The sequence below is a fragment of the Streptomyces shenzhenensis genome, assembly GCF_021462265.1.
In the GTDB taxonomy this organism is placed as follows: domain Bacteria; phylum Actinomycetota; class Actinomycetes; order Streptomycetales; family Streptomycetaceae; genus Streptomyces; species Streptomyces shenzhenensis.
The window spans coordinates 284,481-302,522 of sequence record NZ_JAJONF010000004.1 but is presented as its reverse complement, the minus strand read 5'-3'; the positions used below and the strand labels follow the sequence as shown (position 1 = coordinate 302,522).

The following is an 18,042-nucleotide window of genomic DNA, read 5'->3' as shown; positions in this document are numbered from 1 at the left end:
GGCGCCTCCTGAGGTGCGGGGGCGGGCGCGGTTAGGCAGACCTAACCACGGACTGGATACCATGTGACCACGCCCGATACGTCCGGCGCAACATCTTGCCGACGCCTTGTCGGAAACGTTCACCCGCTCCTCAGGCCGACAGCACCCCGAGATCAACGCTGTCCCACCGCTCCCCCAGCCCCGCCAGTGTCACGTGCCGCACCTCGTCGGTGGTGTCCCCGACCGCCCGGTGGATCCGGACCATGAGCCGGTCGTCGGTCAGCTCCTCGACCTTGCCCTCGCCCCACTCGACGACGATCACGGACTCGGGCAGCGAGACGTCGAGGTCCAGGTCCTCCATCTCGTCGAGCCCGCCGCCCAGGCGATACGCGTCGACGTGGACGAGCGGCGGCCCGCCCCCCAGGGACGGATGGACGCGTGCGATCACGAAGGTCGGCGAGGTGACGGCGCCGCGCACGCCGAGCCCCTCCCCCAGCCCGCGCGTCAGCGTCGTCTTGCCGGCACCGAGCTCCCCGCTGAGCATCACGAGGTCACCGGCGCGCAGCAACTTCGCCAGTCGGCGGCCGAGCTCGCCCATCTGCCCGGGAGAGGTGACGGTCAACTCGATCTCAGCCTGGCTGTGCCGTGCTGCTGGTGCTTCCATAGCCACTTACCGTAGCCCCTGCCGGCACCGCACCCGCGCGGGTGAGCAGGTCGGCGAGGCGGTCGGTGACCACTTCCGGGTGCTCCAGCATGACCAGGTGCCCGGCGTCCGCGACGAGCACCAGTTCGGCGTCGGGCAGCAGGTCGGCGATGACCTCGCTGTGCTCGCTGGGCGTGACGAGGTCCTGCACCCCGGCCAGCACCAGCACCGGCAGATCCTGGAAGTAGGCGAGCGCGGCGGTCTTGTCGTGGTCGGTGAAGGCCGGGTAGAACTCGGCGACCACGTCGATCGGCGTCGACTCGATCATCCGCTCCGCGAACCGCTCCACCGCCGGGTCGACGTCCTTGGACGCGAACGAGTACCGCTTGATGATCCCGGCGAAGAGATCCGCGGTGACCCGCCGTCCCTTCTCCACCAGCGCGGCCTGCGTGCCCAGCGCCTTCAGCACGCCCGGCAGCACCCGGCGCACGGCCGCGACACCGGCGACCGGCAGCCCGAAGTTGACCTCGCCGAGCCGCCCGGACGAGGTACCCACGAAGGCGGTGGCGACCACCCGCTGCCGGATCAGGTCGGGATACTGCGCGGCCAGCGCCATCACCGTCATCCCGCCCATGGAGTGCCCGACCAGCACCAGCGGCCCCTCCGGCGCGGCCGCGTCCAGGACGGCCTTCAGGTCCCGGCCCAGCTGGTCGATGGTGAGCTCCACCCCGTTCTCGTGCTGGGCGACGCCCCGCCCGGAACGGCCGTGGCTGCGCTGGTCCCAGTGCACGGTGCGGACGACCCCGCGCAGGGCCGCCCGCTGGAAGTGCCAGGAGTCCTGGTTGAGGCAGTAGCCGTGGCTGAAGACGACGGTGACGGGCGCGGGCGCCTTGCGGCCGAAGAGCCGGCGGCGGCGCGGCGAGACGGCCGCGCCGAGGTCGGGGTCCACCTCGTCGACCTCGTAGTACAGCTCGGTGCCGTCGTCGGCGTACGCCTTGCCGGGCGCGCCGCGCAGAGTGCCGTAGGGGCCCGCCGAGTCCAGCGCCAGCCGGGCCTTGCGACGCATCCCGCGGCCGACGGTCATCCGTTCCAGGGCGACTCCGGCGGCCGCCCCGGCGGCGAGCACCCCTATGGCGGCTCCGGCGACGCCGGTCACCTTGCGCCAGCTGCCGGAGGCCGCCTCCGTGGCCGAGGCGACGACGGCCGCCGCGGCGGCTTCCGCTACGGCCTCCGCACTGCTCTCGCTCACGTACCGCTCCTCTTCGCCGTACTGCAGTTCGCCGGTTACGTGACACGGGTGATGCCGACGAGATTGCTGTCTTTCGTTGATACAGATGTAACCGGGTCGTGCCGCCGCCGAACCCCGGAGGTCAGTCGCCGGTTCCCGGCCCGTCCCCTGGTTCCTGCCCACTCGGCCCCTCGTTCACATGGACGCGGGGCACCCTGGTTCCGATGCGGGTGACGATTTCGTATGCGATCGTGCCCGCGGCCTGGGCCCAGTCCTCGGCGGTGGGCTCGCCCCGGTCGCCCGGACCGAACAGCACGGCCTCGCTGCCGACTTCGGGTTCGTCGCCGCCGAGGTCCACGACGAACTGGTCCATGGCGATGCGCCCGGCGGCCGTCCGCCACTTGCCGCCGACCAGTACGGGCCCGGTGCCGGAGGCGTGGCGCGGGATGCCGTCCGCGTAGCCGACGGGGACGAGTCCGAGGGTGGTCTCGCCGGGGGTGACGTAGTGGTGCCCGTAACTGACACCGTGCCCGCCGGGTACGCGCTTCACCAGGGCGAGGGAGGCGGACAGCGTCATCACGGGGCGCAGGCCGAAGTCGGTCGCGCTGCCCAGTTCGGGGCTGGGCGAGAGGCCGTAGAGCGCGATGCCCGTACGGACGAGGTCGAAGTGGGCCTCGGGGAGGGTGAGGGTGGCCGGCGAGTTGGCGATGTGCCGCACCTCGGGGCGCACGCCCTGCTCCTCGGCGTACCCGAGCATCTCGTGGAAGCGGGTGAGCTGGGCGGCGATGGAAGGATGGCCGGGCTCGTCGGCACAGGCGAAGTGCGACCACAGGCCGGTGATCCGGACCAGCCCCGCCGCCTCGGCGCGCAGCGCCTCGCGGACCAGCTCGGGCCAGTCGGCGGGCTGACAGCCGTTGCGTCCCAGCCCGGTGTCTGCCTTGAGCTGCACGCGAGCGGGGCGGCCGGCTTCCCCGGCCGCCTCGGACACCTCCCGCAGGGCCCACATCCCGCTCACCGACACGTCGAGGTCCGCCTCGACCGCCTCGCGCCAGGGCCCGCCCGGGGTCCACAGCCAGCACATGATCCGCACGTCGGCCGGCAGCCCGGCATCCGCGCGCAGCGCCAGCGCCTCCTCCGGAGTGGCCGTACCGAGCCAGCTCGCACCCGCCTCGACGGCCGCGCGGGCACACCGGAGGGCCCCGTGCCCGTACGCGTCGGACTTCACCACGGCCATCAGGGCCGCGCCCGGCGCCAGGGCACGCAGGGTCCGCGCGTTGGCCCGCAGGGCCGCCAGGTCGATCTCGGCGCGGGCGCGCAGGGGCGCGGTCGGTGCAGTCGCTGTCTCTCTCATCGCGCCCCCAGTGTCTCAGAGGGCTCCGACAGCTCTCCGGCGCAGCCCCCGGTACGGCTGCCGGCCGCGCTCGGGTACCCGCCGGTCGCGGACTCACGTACCTGGCCGCGCGCGGGGTGACACGCCGGGCGGCACACCGGGTCAGCTACCGGTCCGGTGCCCCCACACGTACACCTTGTCGCCCTTCTTCAGCACGCTCCACAGCTTCTTCGCATCACCCAGCTTGAGGTTCACGCAGCCCCAGGAGCCGACGGTGGTGTAGATGGAGCCGTAGACGGCGTGGAAGGCCTGACCGCCGTCGAAGAACTGGGCGTACGGCATGGGCGAGTTGTACAGGGTCGACCAGTGGTTCTTGTGCCGCCAGTAGACGGTGTGCCACCCGGCCCTGGTCGCGTGCCCCTTCCGCCCGCTGCGCATCTGCACCGGCCCGTAGACCACCTTGTTGCCCTTCTGCACCCAGGTGACCTGCCGGTTGAGGTCGACACAGGCGACCCGGTACGACTTCACGGGGCAGTTCTTCTTGGCGTTCGGGTTCTTCTTCGCCGAGAGCAGCATCATCTGGTACCAGGTCACGGGCCCCGCGAACCCGATCGCCGGCTTGATCCGGTGCTTCTTCTGGAACTTCTGGATGGCCTCGCAGTCGGCGACGGACTGCTTCCCGTCCGCCCTCAGCCTCAGCCACTGCTCGATCTGCTTCTGGTAAGGCCCCGTCAGTTTGGAGCAGCTCACCTTGGCGACGGCGTCACTGAGCGGCACATATTCGACGAGGTCGTACGTCCCCGGCGCCGCCGCCTTCGGCTCGACGGCGTCCTCCCTGGCGCTGGGCGTGTACACCTGGGGCGCCAGCATCTGGTCGGGGGTGTCGACCTGCCAAGGCCGCGAGGGGCCCGGCGCGACCCCCGGCACCAGTTCCGACTCCGGAACGGCGGCGGGCGGCCTGGGGACGGCGGAGTCCGCGACCCCGGCCCCGGCCCCCGCTCCGAGGCAGAGCACAGTCATGGCAATGACGAGGCCCTCCGCGATCCCCCGCACCCGACCACGCCGATGACGCATGATTCGTCCACTAATCATGCGATCAGACAACCCCGCAGGTTCCGGAATTCCGGGAAGCCGCGCGGCGAGGTCACCCGGGGGATGCACGGGCCTCCCGCAGCGCCCGGGGGCCACGCCCCGAAGGATGCACGGACCTCCCGCAGCGCCCGGGGGCCACGCCCCGAAGGATGCACGGACCTCCGGCAACGCCCGGGGCCACGCCCCGAGGGGCGCGGGGAACTGCGCGCCCACCCCTACGCACCCGCACCCGCCCTACGCCCGAGCCGCCCGCCCCCCCGCCCCGCCGCCCCGTCCCGTGTCCGAGGACGAGTCCGTTCAGGTCGACGGGGTCCGGGGCGGAGCCCCGTGACAGTGCGGTAACGGCCTACCGAGCCAGACGGACGAGAGACCGACGGGGTCCGGGGCGGAGCCCCGTGACGGTGTGGTCCTGGCCTACCGAGGCGGGTGGGCGGGTGGGTAGACGCCCCGCCAGGCCGACGGCAACCGCGCAGCCACCGCGTGGGCGACCGTCGGCGCCCCCTCCGCCGCGAACCGCCCCGCGAGCCCGTGCAGATACGCCGCCACGCTCCCCGCGTCCCGCCCGTCCAGCCCCGCCGCCAGCAACGACCCCGCCAGGCCCGACAGGACATCCCCGCTCCCAGCGGTGGCAAGCCAGGGCGTCCCCGTCGCGTTCACCCGGACGGCGGACCCTCCCCCGGCCTGAGCCACCAGCGTCGTCGACCCCTTCAGCAGCACCGTCGCCCGATAGGCCGCCGCCAGCTCCCGCACCGCCGCGAGCCGGCCGCCCTCGACCTCCTCCCGGCGTACCCCCAACAGGGCCGCCGCCTCCCCGGCATGCGGCGTCATCAGGGTCGGCGCCGTACGGCCGCGTACCGCTTCCCGGTCGGCCAGCCGCAGCCCGTCGGCGTCGACCAGCACCGGCACGTCCTCCGCCAGCACCTCGGCGACGGCATCGGCGTCGTCCCCGACTCCCGGCCCGGCCACCCACGCCTGGACCCGCCCGGCCTTCCGCGGGCCCCCGTCCGACACCAGCGTCTCGGGAAAGCGGGCCAGCACCTCGTCCTTGGCCGGCCCGACGTACCGTACGGCCCCGGCCCCGCCCCGCAACGCCCCGGCGACGGCGAGCACCGCGGCCCCCGGATAGCGCGCCGACCCGGCCGCAATGCCCACCACCCCCCGCCGGTACTTGTCGCTCTCCGCCGACGGCACCGGCAGCAGCCGCGCCACGTCCACGTCCTGCAACGCCTCCAGCTCGGCCTCCTCGGGCAGCTCGAGCCCGATGTCGACCAGCCGTACCGAACCGGCGTACTCCCGCGCCGGATCGATCAGCAGCCCCGGCTTGTGCGTCCCGAAGGTCACGGTCAGGTCCGCCCGTACGGCCGCCCCCCGCACCTCACCGGTGTCCGCCTCCACCCCGCTCGGCAGGTCCACCGCGACGACGGCGGCCCGCGACCGCTCCACGACCGCCACCAGCTCAGCCGCCTCGGGCCGCAGCCCGCCCTTCCCGCCGATCCCCACGATCCCGTCGACGACGAGGTCGGCCCGCAGCAGCGGCTCCTCGGCGCCACCGTCCCGTACGACGGTCCCGCCCGCTCGGCGCAGCGCCGCCAGTCCACCCCCGTGCACGCGCTCCGGCGAGAGCAGCACCGCCGCGACCCCCGCCCCTCTGCGCGCGAGCCGCGCCCCGGCGTACAGCGCGTCCCCGCCGTTGTCCCCGCTGCCGACCAGCAGCACCACCCGGCTGCCGTACACCCGGCCGAGCAGGTCGGCGCAGGCGGCGGCCAGCCCGGCGGCGGCCCGCTGCATCAGCGCCCCTTCCGGCAGCCGAGCCATCAACTCCCGCTCGGCCGCACGTACCGTCTCCACGCTGTAAGCAGTCCGCATGCCCCGAGTCTCCCCCGGAACCGGCGAGGCGCGCATCCGCCCCGCCCCGGCCGTGCCGGCCGTACCGCCCGGCTCACCCCTCCGCGATCACCACCGCCGACGCCACGCCGGCGTCGTGACTGAGCGACACATGCCACGACCGCACGCCGAGTTCCGCCGCGCAGGCGGCCACGCTGCCCTGCACCCGCAGCCGCGGCCGCCCGTTGTCCTCGACGTACACCTCCGCGTCCGTCCAGAGCAGCCCCGGCGGGGCGCCGAGCGCCTTGGCCAACGCCTCCTTGGCCGCGAACCGCACCGCCAGCGAGGCGACACCGCGCCGCTCGCCGCTCGCCAGGTACAACTCGCGCTCGACGAACAGCCGCCCGGCCAGCCCGGGAGTCCGCTCCAGCGACTCCCGGAACCGGTCGATCTCGGCGACGTCGATGCCAACCCCGATGATGCTCATGGTCAGCACCCTAAGGTCACTCCACGGTGACCGACTTGGCGAGGTTGCGCGGCTGGTCCACCTCGTTGCCCCGGGCGGTGGCCAGTTCGCAGGCGAAGACCTGGAGCGGGACCGTGGCGACCAGCGGCTGGAGCAGGGTCGGGGTGGCCGGGATCCGGATCAGGTGGTCGGCGTACGGTACGACCGCCTCGTCACCCTCCTCCGCGATCACGATCGTGCGGGCACCCCGGGCCCGGATCTCCTGGATGTTGGAGACGATCTTGTCGTGCAGGACGGAGCGCCCGCGCGGGGACGGGACCACCACCACGACCGGCAGGTCCTCCTCGATCAGCGCGATCGGCCCGTGCTTCAGCTCGCCCGCAGCGAAGCCCTCGGCGTGCATGTACGCCAGCTCCTTGAGCTTCAGGGCGCCTTCGAGGGCGACCGGGTAGCCGACGTGCCGGCCGAGGAAGAGCACGGTGTTCTTGTCCGCCAGCGACCGGGCCAGCGCCCGTACCGGTTCCATGGTCTCCAGGACCCGCTCGACCTCGCCGGAGATGTGGGACAGGTCCCGGATCACCGCGCTGATCTCGTCGCCCCACTTGGTGCCCCGCACCTGGCCGAGGTACAGCGCCACCAGGTAGCACGCCACCAGCTGGGTCAGGAACGCCTTCGTCGAGGCGACCGCGACCTCCGGCCCGGCGTGGGTGTACAGCACGGCGTCCGACTCGCGCGGGATCGTGGAGCCGTTCGTGTTGCAGATCGCCAGGACCTTCGAGCCCTGCTCACGGGCGTGTCTGAGGGCCATCAGCGTGTCCATGGTCTCGCCGGACTGGGAGATGGCGATGACCAGCGAGCGCGAGTCCAGGATCGGGTCCCGGTACCGGAACTCGCTCGCCAGCTCCACCTCGCACGGGATGCGCGTCCAGTGCTCGATGGCGTACTTGGCGATCAGGCCGGCATGGAAGGCCGTACCGCACGCGACGATGACGACCTTGTCGATCTCCCGGAGCTCGGCCGCGCCGATCCGGACCTCGTCCAGCGTCAGCGAGCCGCCCGCGTCGATGCGGCCCAGGAGCGTATCGGCGACCGCCTTGGGCTGCTCGGCGATCTCCTTGAGCATGAAGTAGTCATAACCCCCCTTTTCCGCCGCCGACGCGTCCCAGTCGACGTGGTACGAGCGGACGTCCGCCGGGGCGCCGTCGAAGCCCGTCACCGTCACGCCGTCCCGGCGCAGCTCCACCACCTGGTCCTGGCCCAGCTCGATCGCCGACCGCGTGTGGGCGATGAACGCGGCGACGTCCGAGGCGAGAAAGGCCTCGCCCTGTCCAACGCCCACCACCAGCGGGGAGTTCCGGCGCGCGCCCACGACCACGTCCGGATCGTCGGCGTGCACCGCGACCAGCGTGAACGCGCCCTGCAGACGCCGGCACACCAGCCGCATCGCCTCGGCGAGATCGGCGGTGCCGGAGAACTCCTCGGCGAGCAGGTGCGCGACCACCTCGGTGTCCGTCTCGGAGGCGAGGTCGTGCCCGCGCTCGGCCAACTCCCCCCGCAGCGCGGCGAAGTTCTCGATGATCCCGTTGTGGACGACGGCGACCCGGCCGGCGTTGTCGAGATGCGGATGCGCGTTGGCGTCCGTCGGCCCGCCGTGCGTGGCCCAGCGGGTGTGCCCGATACCGGTGGCACCGGTCGGCAGCGGCCGTTCCGTCAGTTCCTTCTCCAGGTTGACCAGCTTCCCGGCCTTCTTGGCCGAGGCCAGCCCACCGTCCGCGAGCACCGCGACGCCCGCCGAGTCGTACCCCCGGTACTCCAGCCGCTTGAGGCCGGCGACCACCACATCGAGCGCCGACTGCGCCCCCACGTATCCCACGATTCCACACATGAGCGGCAGCCTAAGACCCGAACCCCACCCGAACACGGCTCAGCGTGCCCGAGATCGGAAATCAAACCGGGCTTCACCGTCCGCCAGGGGGCCGATACGGGTGGCGCGCCCCGAGTCGCTCGCGGGCTCCGCGGCCACGTGACCGACCCCACCCCCCGCGCCGTTCAAACTCCGTTAACAATGGAATGTGATCTCTCCGGTCTCCCCGATGCCCCGGAGCGCCCACCGGCACAGGCCGGAGGCGACTCCCTACGTCGATCTCACCCGCTCCGAGTGGAGCGCGCTGCGCGACAAGACACCACTGCCGCTGACCGCGCGGGAGGTCGAGAAGCTGCGTGGTCTCGGCGACGTGATCGACCTCGACGAGGTGCGGGACATCTACCTCCCGCTGTCGCGGCTCCTCAACCTGTACGTCGGCGCGACCGACGGCCTCAGGGGCGCCCTGAACACCTTCCTCGGCGAACAGGGCTCCCAGTCCGGCACCCCGTTCGTGATAGGCATCGCCGGCTCGGTGGCCTGCGGCAAGTCGACCGTGGCGCGACTGCTGCAGGCCCTCCTCTCGCGCTGGCCCGAACATCCGCGCGTGGAACGGGTGACCACCGACGGCTTCCTGTTGCCGACGAGGGAGCTGCGGGCCCGCGGGCTGATGTCACGGAAGGGCTTCCCCGAGTCGTACGACCGCCGGGCGCTGACCCGGTTCGTCGCCGACGTCAAGGCGGGCAAGGAGGAGGTCACGGCGCCCGTCTACTCCCACCTGATCTACGACATCGTCCCCGACGAGAAGCTCGTGGTCCGGCGGCCCGACATCCTGATCGTCGAGGGCCTGAACGTCCTGCAGCCGGCCCTGCCCGGCAAGGACGGCCGCACCCGGGTCGGCCTCGCCGACTACTTCGACTTCAGCGTGTACGTCGACGCGAACGCCGACGACGTGGAGAGCTGGTACCTCAACCGCTTCAAGAAGCTGCGCCAGACCGCCTTCCAGGACCCGAACTCGTACTTCCGCACGTACACCCAGGTCTCCGAGGAAGAGGCCCTGGACTACGCCCGTACGCAGTGGCGCACCATCAACAAGCCCAACCTGGTGGAGAACATCGCCCCGACCCGCGGCCGGGCCACCCTGGTCGTCCGCAAGGGCCCGGACCACAAGGTGCAGCGGCTGCGGCTGCGCAAACTCTGACCGCTACCCTGCCCCCATGCTGCACCTGCGCCTGATCACGCCGTCCGACACGACCGACGACGTGGTCCGTCTGATCGAGAAGACGATCGGCACCACGCATCTGGTCGTGGTGCCGGGCGCCGCCCGCAACCCCGTGGGGGACGTGGTGATGTGCGACGTGGCCCGTGAGGCGGGTGACGAACTGCTCACCGGGCTGCAGGAGCTGGGCCTCGACCGCACCGGCTCCATCGCCGTCGAGAACATCGACCTGAGCCTGTCCGAACGCGCCGACAAGGCCGAGGCGGAGGCGCCCGGCGAGGGCGCTGACGCCGTTCTGTGGGAGCACCTCACCGACGCGACGCACGAGGAGTCGACGCTCTCGTTCACCTACATCACCTTCATAACGCTGGCCACGATGATCGCGGCCTGCGGTGTGGTGCTGGACAACGCGATCCTGATCGTGGGCGCGATGGCGGTGGGGCCGGAGTTCGGGCCGCTCGCGGGCATCTGTACGGCCGTCGTGCAGCGCGCCCCGCGGCTGGCCCTGCGCTCCCTGACGGCGCTGCTGGTGGGGTTCGCGGCGGCGATGGCGGTGACGGCGGGGTTCAGTCTGTTCATGGACGCGGTCGGTCTGTTCACCAGGGCCCAGCTGGAGGCCGACCGCCCCAACACCGGCTTCATCTACGCGCCGGACTGGTTCTCGTTCGTCGTGGCCCTCCTGGCCGGCGCCGCCGGCACGCTCTCCCTGACCTCCGCCAAGTCCGGTGCCCTGGTCGGCGTGGCGATCTCGGTCACCACGGTGCCCGCCGCCGCCAACGCGGCCGTGGCCCTGGTCTACAGCGACACCAACCAGGCCGGGCGCTCGTCGGAACAGCTCCTGCTGAACCTCTTCGGCATCGTCCTGGCCGGCATCTGCACCCTGCTGGTTCAGAAATGGGTGTGGCGGAAGGCGAACCGGCGCCCGGCACCCGCCGCGTAGGCCGGGCCCGCCGGCCGCGGCAGGGCGCCGTCACGGACGACGGCGTACGCGACCGGGGTGCCGGTCTCCGGGAGGGACATCGGGTGACGGGCGGCAACTGATCGCCGAATGCGGTGCGCGTAATTGCCCCCGCGACGTTCGAGACGATCACCGAGCGATCTCGACGGTGGACTCCGGCAAGGGGTGGGTGTGCGTACGGCTCCCACGCCCGAGGCTCTGCCGGACGTCGTCCGGCAGAGCCTCGGTGCTGTGTTCTCGTGGTACGCGTCAGCCCAGCGCCGACTTCACCGCGTCCGCCAGCCGCCCCGCCACCGACCGCGCCTGCTCGATGTCGGCGGCCTCGACCATCACCCGTACCAACGGCTCGGTACCCGAGGGACGGAGCAGCACCCGCCCCGTCTCCCCCAGCTCCCGCTCCGCCTCCGCGACCGCCGCCGCCAGGTCGCCCGACGTCTGCACCCGGGTCCGGTCCACGTCGGGGACGTTGATCAGCACCTGCGGCAGCCGCTCCATCACGCCCGCCAGCTCCCGCAGCGACCGCCCGGTCTCGGCGACCCGCGCCGCCAGCAGCAGCCCGGTCAGGGTGCCGTCGCCGGTCGTCGCGTGGTCGAGGATGATGACGTGGCCGGACTGCTCGCCGCCGAGGGCGTACCCGTGCTCCTTCATCTCCTCCAGCACGTACCGGTCGCCGACCGCGGTCTGCACGAGGCGCAGCCCCTCCCGCTCCAGCGCCAGCTTGAAGCCGAGGTTGGACATGACGGTGGCGACGACGGTGTCGGCGCGCAGCGTGCCCCGCTCCCGCATGGCGAGGGCGAGTACGGCCATGATCTGGTCGCCGTCGATCTCCTCACCGGTGTGGTCGACGGCCAGGCACCGGTCCGCGTCCCCGTCGTGCGCGATGCCGAAGTCGGCCCCGTGCTCGACGACCGCGGCCTTCAGCTTGCCGAGGTGGGTCGACCCGCAGCCCTCGTTGATGTTGAGCCCGTCCGGCTCCGCGCCGATGGTGACGATCTCGGCCCCGGCCCGGCGGAACGCCTCCGGCGAGACCCCCGCGGCCGCACCGTGCGCCTCGTCCAGGACGATCCTCAGTCCGTCGAGCCGGTTCGGGAGCACGCCGAGGAGATGGGTGACGTACTGCTCGAAGCCCTCGTCATACGGCCGGACCCGGCCGACGCCCGCGCCGGTGGGCCGCTCCCAGGGCTCGCCGTGCCGGTGGGAGTCGTACACCGCCTCGATCCGGTCCTCCAGCTCGTCGTCGAGCTTGTGACCGCCGCGGGCGAGGAACTTGATGCCGTTGTCGGGCATGGCGTTGTGGCTGGCGGAGAGCATGACGCCGAGGTCGGCGCCGAGCGCGCCGGTCAGGAACGCGACGGCCGGCGTCGGGAGGACCCCCACGGTCAGGACGTCGACACCGGCGCTGGCCAGGCCGGCGACCACGGCCGCCTCCAGGAACTCCCCGGACGCACGTGGATCGCGTCCGACGACCGCCGTCGGCCGGTGACCCTCGAACGTGCCCGCCTCGGCCAGCACGTGCGCTGCCGCCACGGACAGCCCGAGCGCCATCTCGGCGGTCAGGCCCGCGTTGGCGACACCGCGCACGCCGTCCGTGCCGAAGAGTCGTCCCACTTGTCCTCCTGAAGAAGCGTCCTTGCTGCCCGGACATGATGGCAGGCGCTTAGTCATGCGATCACACCAGCCTTTGAGCGTCTTGTGTCGTTATACGCCCTTGGCCGGGATAAACGAACGCCCCGACGGCACAGGTGGCGTGCCGCCGGGGCGTTCGGAGTACGTGCAGGCAGCTGGTGATTAGCGCTTGCTGTACTGCGGGGCCTTGCGGGCCTTCTTCAGACCGGCCTTCTTGCGCTCGACCGCGCGGTCGTCGCGGCGGAGGAAGCCGGCCTTCTTGAGCGGGCCGCGGTTGTTGTCGACGTCGGCCTCGTTCAGCGCGCGGGCGACACCCAGACGGAGCGCACCGGCCTGACCGGAGACACCGCCACCCGCGATGCGGGCGACGACGTCGTAACGGCCTTCGAGCTCCAGCACCTTGAAGGGCTCGTTGACTTCCTGCTGGTGCACCTTGTTGGGGAAGTAGTCCTCAAGGGTACGACCGTTGATCTTCCACTTGCCGGTGCCCGGGACGATCCGGACGCGGGCGATGGCGTTCTTGCGGCGGCCCAGGCCGGCGGCCGGCTGCGGCTCACCGAAACGGGACGCGAGGGACTCGGAGGTGTACTCGCCCTCGACGGGGACGTCCGACTCCGTGGTGTAGCTGTCGATGTCAAGCTCTTCGAGCGGCTGCTCGGCAGTGGTCTCGGCCACGATGCTCCTCAGATTCTCTTCAGTCTTAGGGGGTGGCCGGACTTACTGCGCGACCTGGGTGATCTCGAACGGAACCGGCTGCTGCGCAGCGTGCGGGTGGTTCTCGCCTCGGTAGACCTTCAGCTTGGAGAGCATCTGACGGCCCAGGGTGTTCTTGGGGAGCATGCCCTTGACGGCCTTCTCGATGGCCTTCTCGGGGTTCTTGTCCAGCAGCTCGTCGTAGCGGACGGAGCGCAGACCACCCGGGTAGCCGGAGTGGCGGTACGCCATCTTCTGGGTCCGCTTGTTGCCGGAGAGGTGCACCTTGTCGGCGTTGATGATGATGACGAAGTCACCGGTGTCGACGTGGGGCGCGTAGATCGGCTTGTGCTTGCCGCGGAGAAGGGACGCGGCGGTGGTGGCGAGACGGCCCAGGACGACGTCCTGAGCGTCAATGACGTGCCACTGGCGAGTCACATCGCCGGGCTTGGGGCTGTACGTACGCACTTCGCAGCCTTCTTCTTCAGTGGATGGGTGCTGACACATGGCATCACTGAAGCGATCGTGCAGCTGGGGACGACAATGCCGGGACACTGCCCGTATGCCGCCCACTGGTAACTGCTCCAGGGAACCTAGGTAGAGGCCACTCCCGTGAGAATGAGCAGGCCAATACACAACGAAGACGAAGCTTACAAGGGTGGCCCCGTACGGGTCAAAACGAGGTCCCGCCGGCCTCCCGGCGAGTCCGACCCGACATTGGCGAAAACCCTCGGCGCGCCGCCGTGCCAGGATGCGCCGTCCTGCCCCCAAAGGTCCCTGCCGCCGTTCGTACAGTCGCATCGGCACCCCCTGCCCCCGTCTAAGATGCGCCCCATGAGTTATGGGCAGGGGGGACCTCAGTCCCAGTGGGATCCGTGGAAACCGCAGTCTCAGCAGCCCTGGAGCACCAGCACCGGGCAGACGCCGGACTGGGCATCGCTCGCCGAGGCCTCGGAAACGCGGAACAAGCGTCGCCGGGTGCTGTTCATCGGCGGCGGGGTGGTCGCCACACTGGCGATCGGCACGGCCGTCGCCATGGCCGTGGTGTCCGCGGGCGGCGACGACAACGCCTCCGGCACGCCCACCAACCTGCCCGCGAGCGCCTCACTGCCCAGTGACTCGGCCGACTCGGCGCCGTCCTTCGCGCCGACCAGCGCGCCGCCGCCGCTGGACCCGGAGGACTTCATAGGCAGCGTGAAGAAGGACACGGCACCGCTGAGCGCCGAGACCCTCTTCCCGGGCACCCAGCTGACCATGGGCGAGACGGTCTACAAGAAGGGCGCCACCGCCGACACCAAGAACTGCGCCACGGCCGCCAAGGGCACCCTCCCGGCCGTCCTCACCAAGAACGACTGCACCCGCCTGCTGCGGGTCACCTACGTCAAGGACGGCGTCGCGGTCACGGTCGGCGTGGCCGTCTTCGACACCGAGGCGCAGGCGGGCAAGGCCAAGACCGAGGCCGACAAGAAGGGCTTCGTCACCGCCCTGGGCGGCTCCGGCGTGAAGACGTTCTGCGACTCCGGCGTCTGCCGTACGACGACCAACTCGTACGGCCGCTACGCCTACTTCACCACCGCGGGCTTCCTCAACGGCAAGGACGTCAGCACCAAGGACACCAAGGTCTTCCAGACGGGTGACGACCTGGCGGAGTTCACCTTCCGCCAGATCCACCGCCGCGGCGAGGCCCAGGCGTCGGCGGCGGCCCAGAACTAGGGCCGCCCGGCGGATCGGCCCGCAGGAAACCGGCGGCCGCGTACCGGCGTCGGCGCGCGCAGCGGGGGCGCACTTGTCCGACGACGCGCCCCGCACGCAACACACCGCACCCGACACCCCGCGCCCGCGCCGTCGGCAGGTTCCGCCGGACAGGCACCACGCGCCACCGCGCCCCTCCGTCCCGGGCCCACGTCGGCAGGCCGTGGCGCCTACGGCATCCAGGCCGCCGCCGTGGGCCCATGGCGGCAGGCTCCTTCCGCTCCGAGGCAGAATCGGACGCACAGGGTGGCGGGGAGGGGCGGGGACATATGCGGATGCGCGGGCGGGTCCGGCTCGTCGGGGCCGGGGTGACGGCGGGGCTGCTCGCCCCCCTCGCCTGGTGGGCCGCCCGCCCCGACAGCGCCGGCGGCGGCTCGCGTCCGGTCCCAGCGGACCTGCGCGCCCGGGACCCGCGGGCGACGCCCGCGGCCTGCCGGGTCTACGCCCTGCTCGCCGGCCTGGAGAACCTTGCGCGGCGCGGCGAGCCGTCCCTGACCGTGATCGGCCAGCACGTCGAGCTGCACAACGAGCGTTACAACGCGTCGTACGGCGACTACCGGGGCACCAAGCAGCCCGGCTACTACTACAAGAAAGCCCACGACATCACCGGCAGGTTCCCGGGGTTCGTGGAGGTGGACCTGGGGCCGGGGTACGGGCAGCCGGGCTGGGCGGTGGGCGAGCCGCGCTCGTACTCCCGCTCCTCGTGGCCGGCCTGCCGCACGTACTGGGGGTACACCGAGGACGCGGTGGACCTGGCGCTCGGGGTCTGGGCGGGGCTGCCACGGCCCGTGGACGGGACGTACCACCCCTCGGGCACGCACGTCGACTGTGCCTCCGGGACCCGGGTGAGCCTGCCGCAGAACGGCGGCGGACCGGCGGGCATCGTCGGGTTCTCCTTCCACCAGCCCTACCCGGGCAGCACCGTCAAGGGCTTCGAGCAGGCCCGGTACCAGAACTCCCCCGCGGCCCGGGACAGCAGCTGGTTCGGCCGGGTGGTCAGCCAGGGCACCGCCGAGCACCAGTCGCTGCTCCTGGACCTCGGCTACCTCGCCGACCATCTGCAGTACCTCGCCGAGCACGGGGTGCCGGTCCTGCTGCGGCCGTACCACGAGATGAACGCCCGGCCGGGGCACGGATTCTGGTGGGCGGGGCAGGATCCGGCCGCCTACCGGAAGCTGTGGCATGTCACATACGACTACCTGGTGGGCACCCGCGGTCTGCACAACCTCCTCTTCGTGTGGGCGCCCGGCGCCTGGGAGGGCACCTTCGCGCGGGAGCCGGGCGACTACTACCCGGGCGGGCGGTACGTCGACGTCGTGGGCGTGGACGACTACAGCGACACCCCGCGGCGCCCGTACCGGGGCCGACGCTGGACCGAGGTCTGGTACCGGGGCCTGGAGCGCTACGACCGGCCCCGCGTCATGGCCGAGTCCTTCTACGTTCCGCTCGGCTCCGCCCAACCCAGAACACTTTCGGACACCCCTTGGGTGCTCTGGACAGTGTGGGGACAGGCCCTGACATACGCCAACGCCTCCAGTCCGACCGGCAAGAACACTCCAGAAGATGTGAAAGCCACATATTTGTCCCCGCAGGTCATCGCCGGTCCGGGCGCGAGCCGCACAGGTTTCGACTGGCGGTCGTTGCACAAGCCATAGATTTATTACTTTCCAGCTACATCTTGCTCACAGAAGTTTCATAGCTGATTCTTACCTGGCAAGATTTGTTTTCTTGTGACGGCCGGGGCGCAGGACGCCCGGGGGGGCATCTGAGCCGGCCGCAGAACGCCGAAGAAGGCGCCGGGGGTCACCATCACAGCCCGGAGCGGGGCGGATGAGACGAGGTTTCTCGTGTCAACCACACCCCGTCACCGAGCCATGCCGTCCGGCGGCCGCCGATCTCACGGAAGAGCATGTAGCCGTATGGCATCGACAGTGGTCGACGGGGGAAACCCGCATTCGCGACACAGCGCGAAGCTGGCAAAGCGCACCGCTTCATGGAAACCCGGCATCCTGCCGTTCCTGCTGCCGTTCGTCCTGCTGGTCGTCCTCGGACTGTGGTCCTACCGGCCCAGTTCCTCACTGATGAGCTGGATCCTGTCCGTCGTCTGGTCCCTGCCGGCCGCCGGAGTGCTGATCGGGCTCCAGGGCGCCCTGCTGATCCGCCGCCGGGTCCGCAAGAGCGACCGGATGACCCCGCCTGCCCCGGCCGAGCAGGACTTCCTGATCGCGCTCTGCCCGACCATCGGCCGTCACGACACCTACCCGGCCCTGGAGCGCTCGATCCTGTCCTACGTCGAGCACCTGCCGGAGTGGTTCCCCTACATGCGGGTCGACATCCTCACCGAGGAGGGCTGCGAGGCGGCGGCCGACATCGACCGGCTCGCCGCCTCCCACCCGCTGATCCGGGTGATCACCGTCCCCAGGGACTACGTCCCGGCCAACGGCACCCGCTTCAAGGCCCGCGCCAACCACTACGCCCACGAGTTGCGCATCGCGGAGGGCGAGGCCCTCGAATACGTCTGGGTGCTGCACATGGACGACGACACTGGCGTAGGCCCGGACACCGCGGCCTCGCTCGCCCAGTTCATCAACCGGCAGCGCCGCGCCCACCCCGACCAGGCCAAGCACATGGCCCAGGGCATCCTGACCTACCCCCGCGAGAACGCGGTCAACCTCTTCACCTGGCTCGCCGACGCGGTGCGCCCCGCCGACGACATCGCCCGTTTCCGGGCCCTGACCGGCCTCGGCACCCCCGCGGCCGGTGTACACGGCGAGCTGCTTGTACTACGCGCGTCGATCGAGGCCGAGATCGGCTGGGACTTCGGTCCCAAGGAGATCGTCGAGGACGCCCGCCTCGCCCTGACCTTCTGCCGCAAGTACCCGGGCCGCAGCGACTGGTTCAACGGCCGCTGCTACGGGGCCTCCCCGGCCAGCGCGGCCGACTTCGTCAAGCAGCGCGAACGCTGGGCCTGGGGCCTGGTGGCGCTCTGCTTCAACCGGGCCGTGCCGCTGCGCTACCGCTGGTTCCTGTCGATCTGCGTGGCGACCTGGATCCTCGGCCCGCTCCAGCACATCGGCGCCGTACTGCTCGCGGGCTGGCTGATCAACGACATGAACACCTCACCGGTGACCCAGTCCATCGTCCTCCTCTGGGCCCTCAACTTCGCCTACGTCATCTGGACGTACTGGGAGGGTCTGAGGCTCAACGCGCTCGCGTCGCTCAGCGGCCGGCGCAAGTGGTGGGAGCCGGTCGTCGTGGTCGCCTGCATCCCCGTCTTCTCCGTGCTGGAAGGGCTCGGCGGCTTCAAGGGCTTCGTGAAGTTCGTCCGGCGCGAGGAGAACAAGTTCGTCGTGATCGCCAAGCCCGCCTGA

The 18,042-nt window shown here is 71.3% G+C and carries 15 protein-coding genes; 5 read left to right on the top strand and 10 right to left on the bottom strand.

Annotated elements, in window-relative coordinates; genetic code table 11:
- Window positions 1-130: 130 nt before the first annotated feature.
- The 7 genes from tsaE to glmS all read right to left on the bottom strand — a co-directional run bounded on the left by tsaE (window position 131) and on the right by glmS (window position 8,447).
- The gene (gene tsaE / locus LQ326_RS08040; RefSeq protein ID WP_234534110.1) at window positions 131-643 is read right to left on the bottom strand and encodes a tRNA (adenosine(37)-N6)-threonylcarbamoyltransferase complex ATPase subunit type 1 TsaE; all 513 of its coding nucleotides are present in this window, start codon (window positions 641-643) and stop codon (window positions 131-133) included.
- Window positions 609-1,871 carry an alpha/beta fold hydrolase gene (locus LQ326_RS08035; RefSeq protein ID WP_234534108.1) on the bottom strand — a complete coding sequence of 421 codons (1,263 nt, stop codon included), beginning with the start codon at window positions 1,869-1,871 and terminating at the stop codon, window positions 609-611. The genes tsaE and LQ326_RS08035 overlap by 35 nt, the downstream gene beginning before the upstream one ends.
- A 121-nt stretch (window positions 1,872-1,992) precedes the next feature.
- Entirely contained in the window at window positions 1,993-3,201 is a 1,209-nt protein-coding gene (gene alr / locus LQ326_RS08030) for an alanine racemase (RefSeq protein ID WP_234534106.1), read from the bottom strand.
- 141 nt (window positions 3,202-3,342) lie between these two features.
- A complete protein-coding gene (locus LQ326_RS08025; RefSeq protein WP_234534104.1) occupies window positions 3,343-4,200 on the bottom strand; it encodes a L,D-transpeptidase in 858 nt (285 codons plus the stop codon).
- 486 nt (window positions 4,201-4,686) lie between these two features.
- Window positions 4,687-6,138, bottom strand: a complete 1,452-nt coding sequence (locus LQ326_RS08020) for an NAD(P)H-hydrate dehydratase (RefSeq protein ID WP_234534102.1) — start codon at window positions 6,136-6,138, stop codon at window positions 4,687-4,689.
- A gap of 73 nt (window positions 6,139-6,211) precedes the next feature.
- The gene (locus tag LQ326_RS08015; RefSeq protein ID WP_181801320.1) at window positions 6,212-6,583 is read right to left on the bottom strand and encodes a holo-ACP synthase; all 372 of its coding nucleotides are present in this window, start codon (window positions 6,581-6,583) and stop codon (window positions 6,212-6,214) included.
- Window positions 6,584-6,599: 16 nt separating this feature from the next.
- Window positions 6,600-8,447: a glutamine--fructose-6-phosphate transaminase (isomerizing) gene (glmS, locus tag LQ326_RS08010; RefSeq protein ID WP_181801319.1), complete on the bottom strand. Its 1,848-nt coding sequence runs from the start codon at window positions 8,445-8,447 to the stop codon at window positions 6,600-6,602.
- A gap of 208 nt (window positions 8,448-8,655) precedes the next feature.
- On the opposite strand from glmS, the gene coaA reads away from it, so the two are divergent.
- Together coaA and LQ326_RS08000 are read left to right on the top strand one after the other, a co-directional pair.
- Window positions 8,656-9,624 (top strand): type I pantothenate kinase, encoded by a 969-nt coding sequence (coaA, locus tag LQ326_RS08005; protein WP_234534260.1) that lies wholly within the window; start codon window positions 8,656-8,658, stop codon window positions 9,622-9,624.
- Window positions 9,625-9,640: 16 nt separating this feature from the next.
- Window positions 9,641-10,582 (top strand): DUF389 domain-containing protein, encoded by a 942-nt coding sequence (locus LQ326_RS08000; RefSeq protein WP_234534100.1) that lies wholly within the window; start codon window positions 9,641-9,643, stop codon window positions 10,580-10,582.
- Between the two features lie 267 nt (window positions 10,583-10,849).
- Here LQ326_RS08000 and glmM read toward each other — a convergent pair whose 3' ends face one another.
- The 3 genes from glmM to rplM form a co-directional block, all read right to left on the bottom strand.
- On the bottom strand, window positions 10,850-12,208 hold the full coding sequence (glmM, locus tag LQ326_RS07995; RefSeq protein ID WP_234534098.1) for a phosphoglucosamine mutase: 1,359 nt from the start codon (window positions 12,206-12,208) through the stop codon (window positions 10,850-10,852).
- A gap of 180 nt (window positions 12,209-12,388) precedes the next feature.
- Complete coding sequence (rpsI, locus tag LQ326_RS07990) at window positions 12,389-12,901, bottom strand: 30S ribosomal protein S9 (RefSeq protein ID WP_181801315.1); 513 nt, start codon at window positions 12,899-12,901, stop codon at window positions 12,389-12,391.
- Between the two features lie 42 nt (window positions 12,902-12,943).
- Window positions 12,944-13,387 (bottom strand): 50S ribosomal protein L13, encoded by a 444-nt coding sequence (rplM, locus tag LQ326_RS07985; protein ID WP_181801314.1) that lies wholly within the window; start codon window positions 13,385-13,387, stop codon window positions 12,944-12,946.
- A 366-nt stretch (window positions 13,388-13,753) separates the two neighbouring features.
- On the opposite strand from rplM, the gene LQ326_RS07980 reads away from it, so the two are divergent.
- From LQ326_RS07980 to LQ326_RS07970, 3 genes are all read left to right on the top strand, one after another.
- Window positions 13,754-14,632, top strand: coding sequence for a hypothetical protein (locus tag LQ326_RS07980; RefSeq protein WP_234534096.1), 879 nt, complete (start codon window positions 13,754-13,756; stop codon window positions 14,630-14,632).
- 314 nt (window positions 14,633-14,946) lie between these two features.
- Entirely contained in the window at window positions 14,947-16,326 is a 1,380-nt protein-coding gene (locus LQ326_RS07975; protein ID WP_234534093.1) for a glycoside hydrolase family 26 protein, read from the top strand.
- 264 nt (window positions 16,327-16,590) lie between these two features.
- Entirely contained in the window at window positions 16,591-18,042 is a 1,452-nt protein-coding gene (locus LQ326_RS07970; RefSeq protein WP_234534091.1) for a glycosyltransferase family 2 protein, read from the top strand.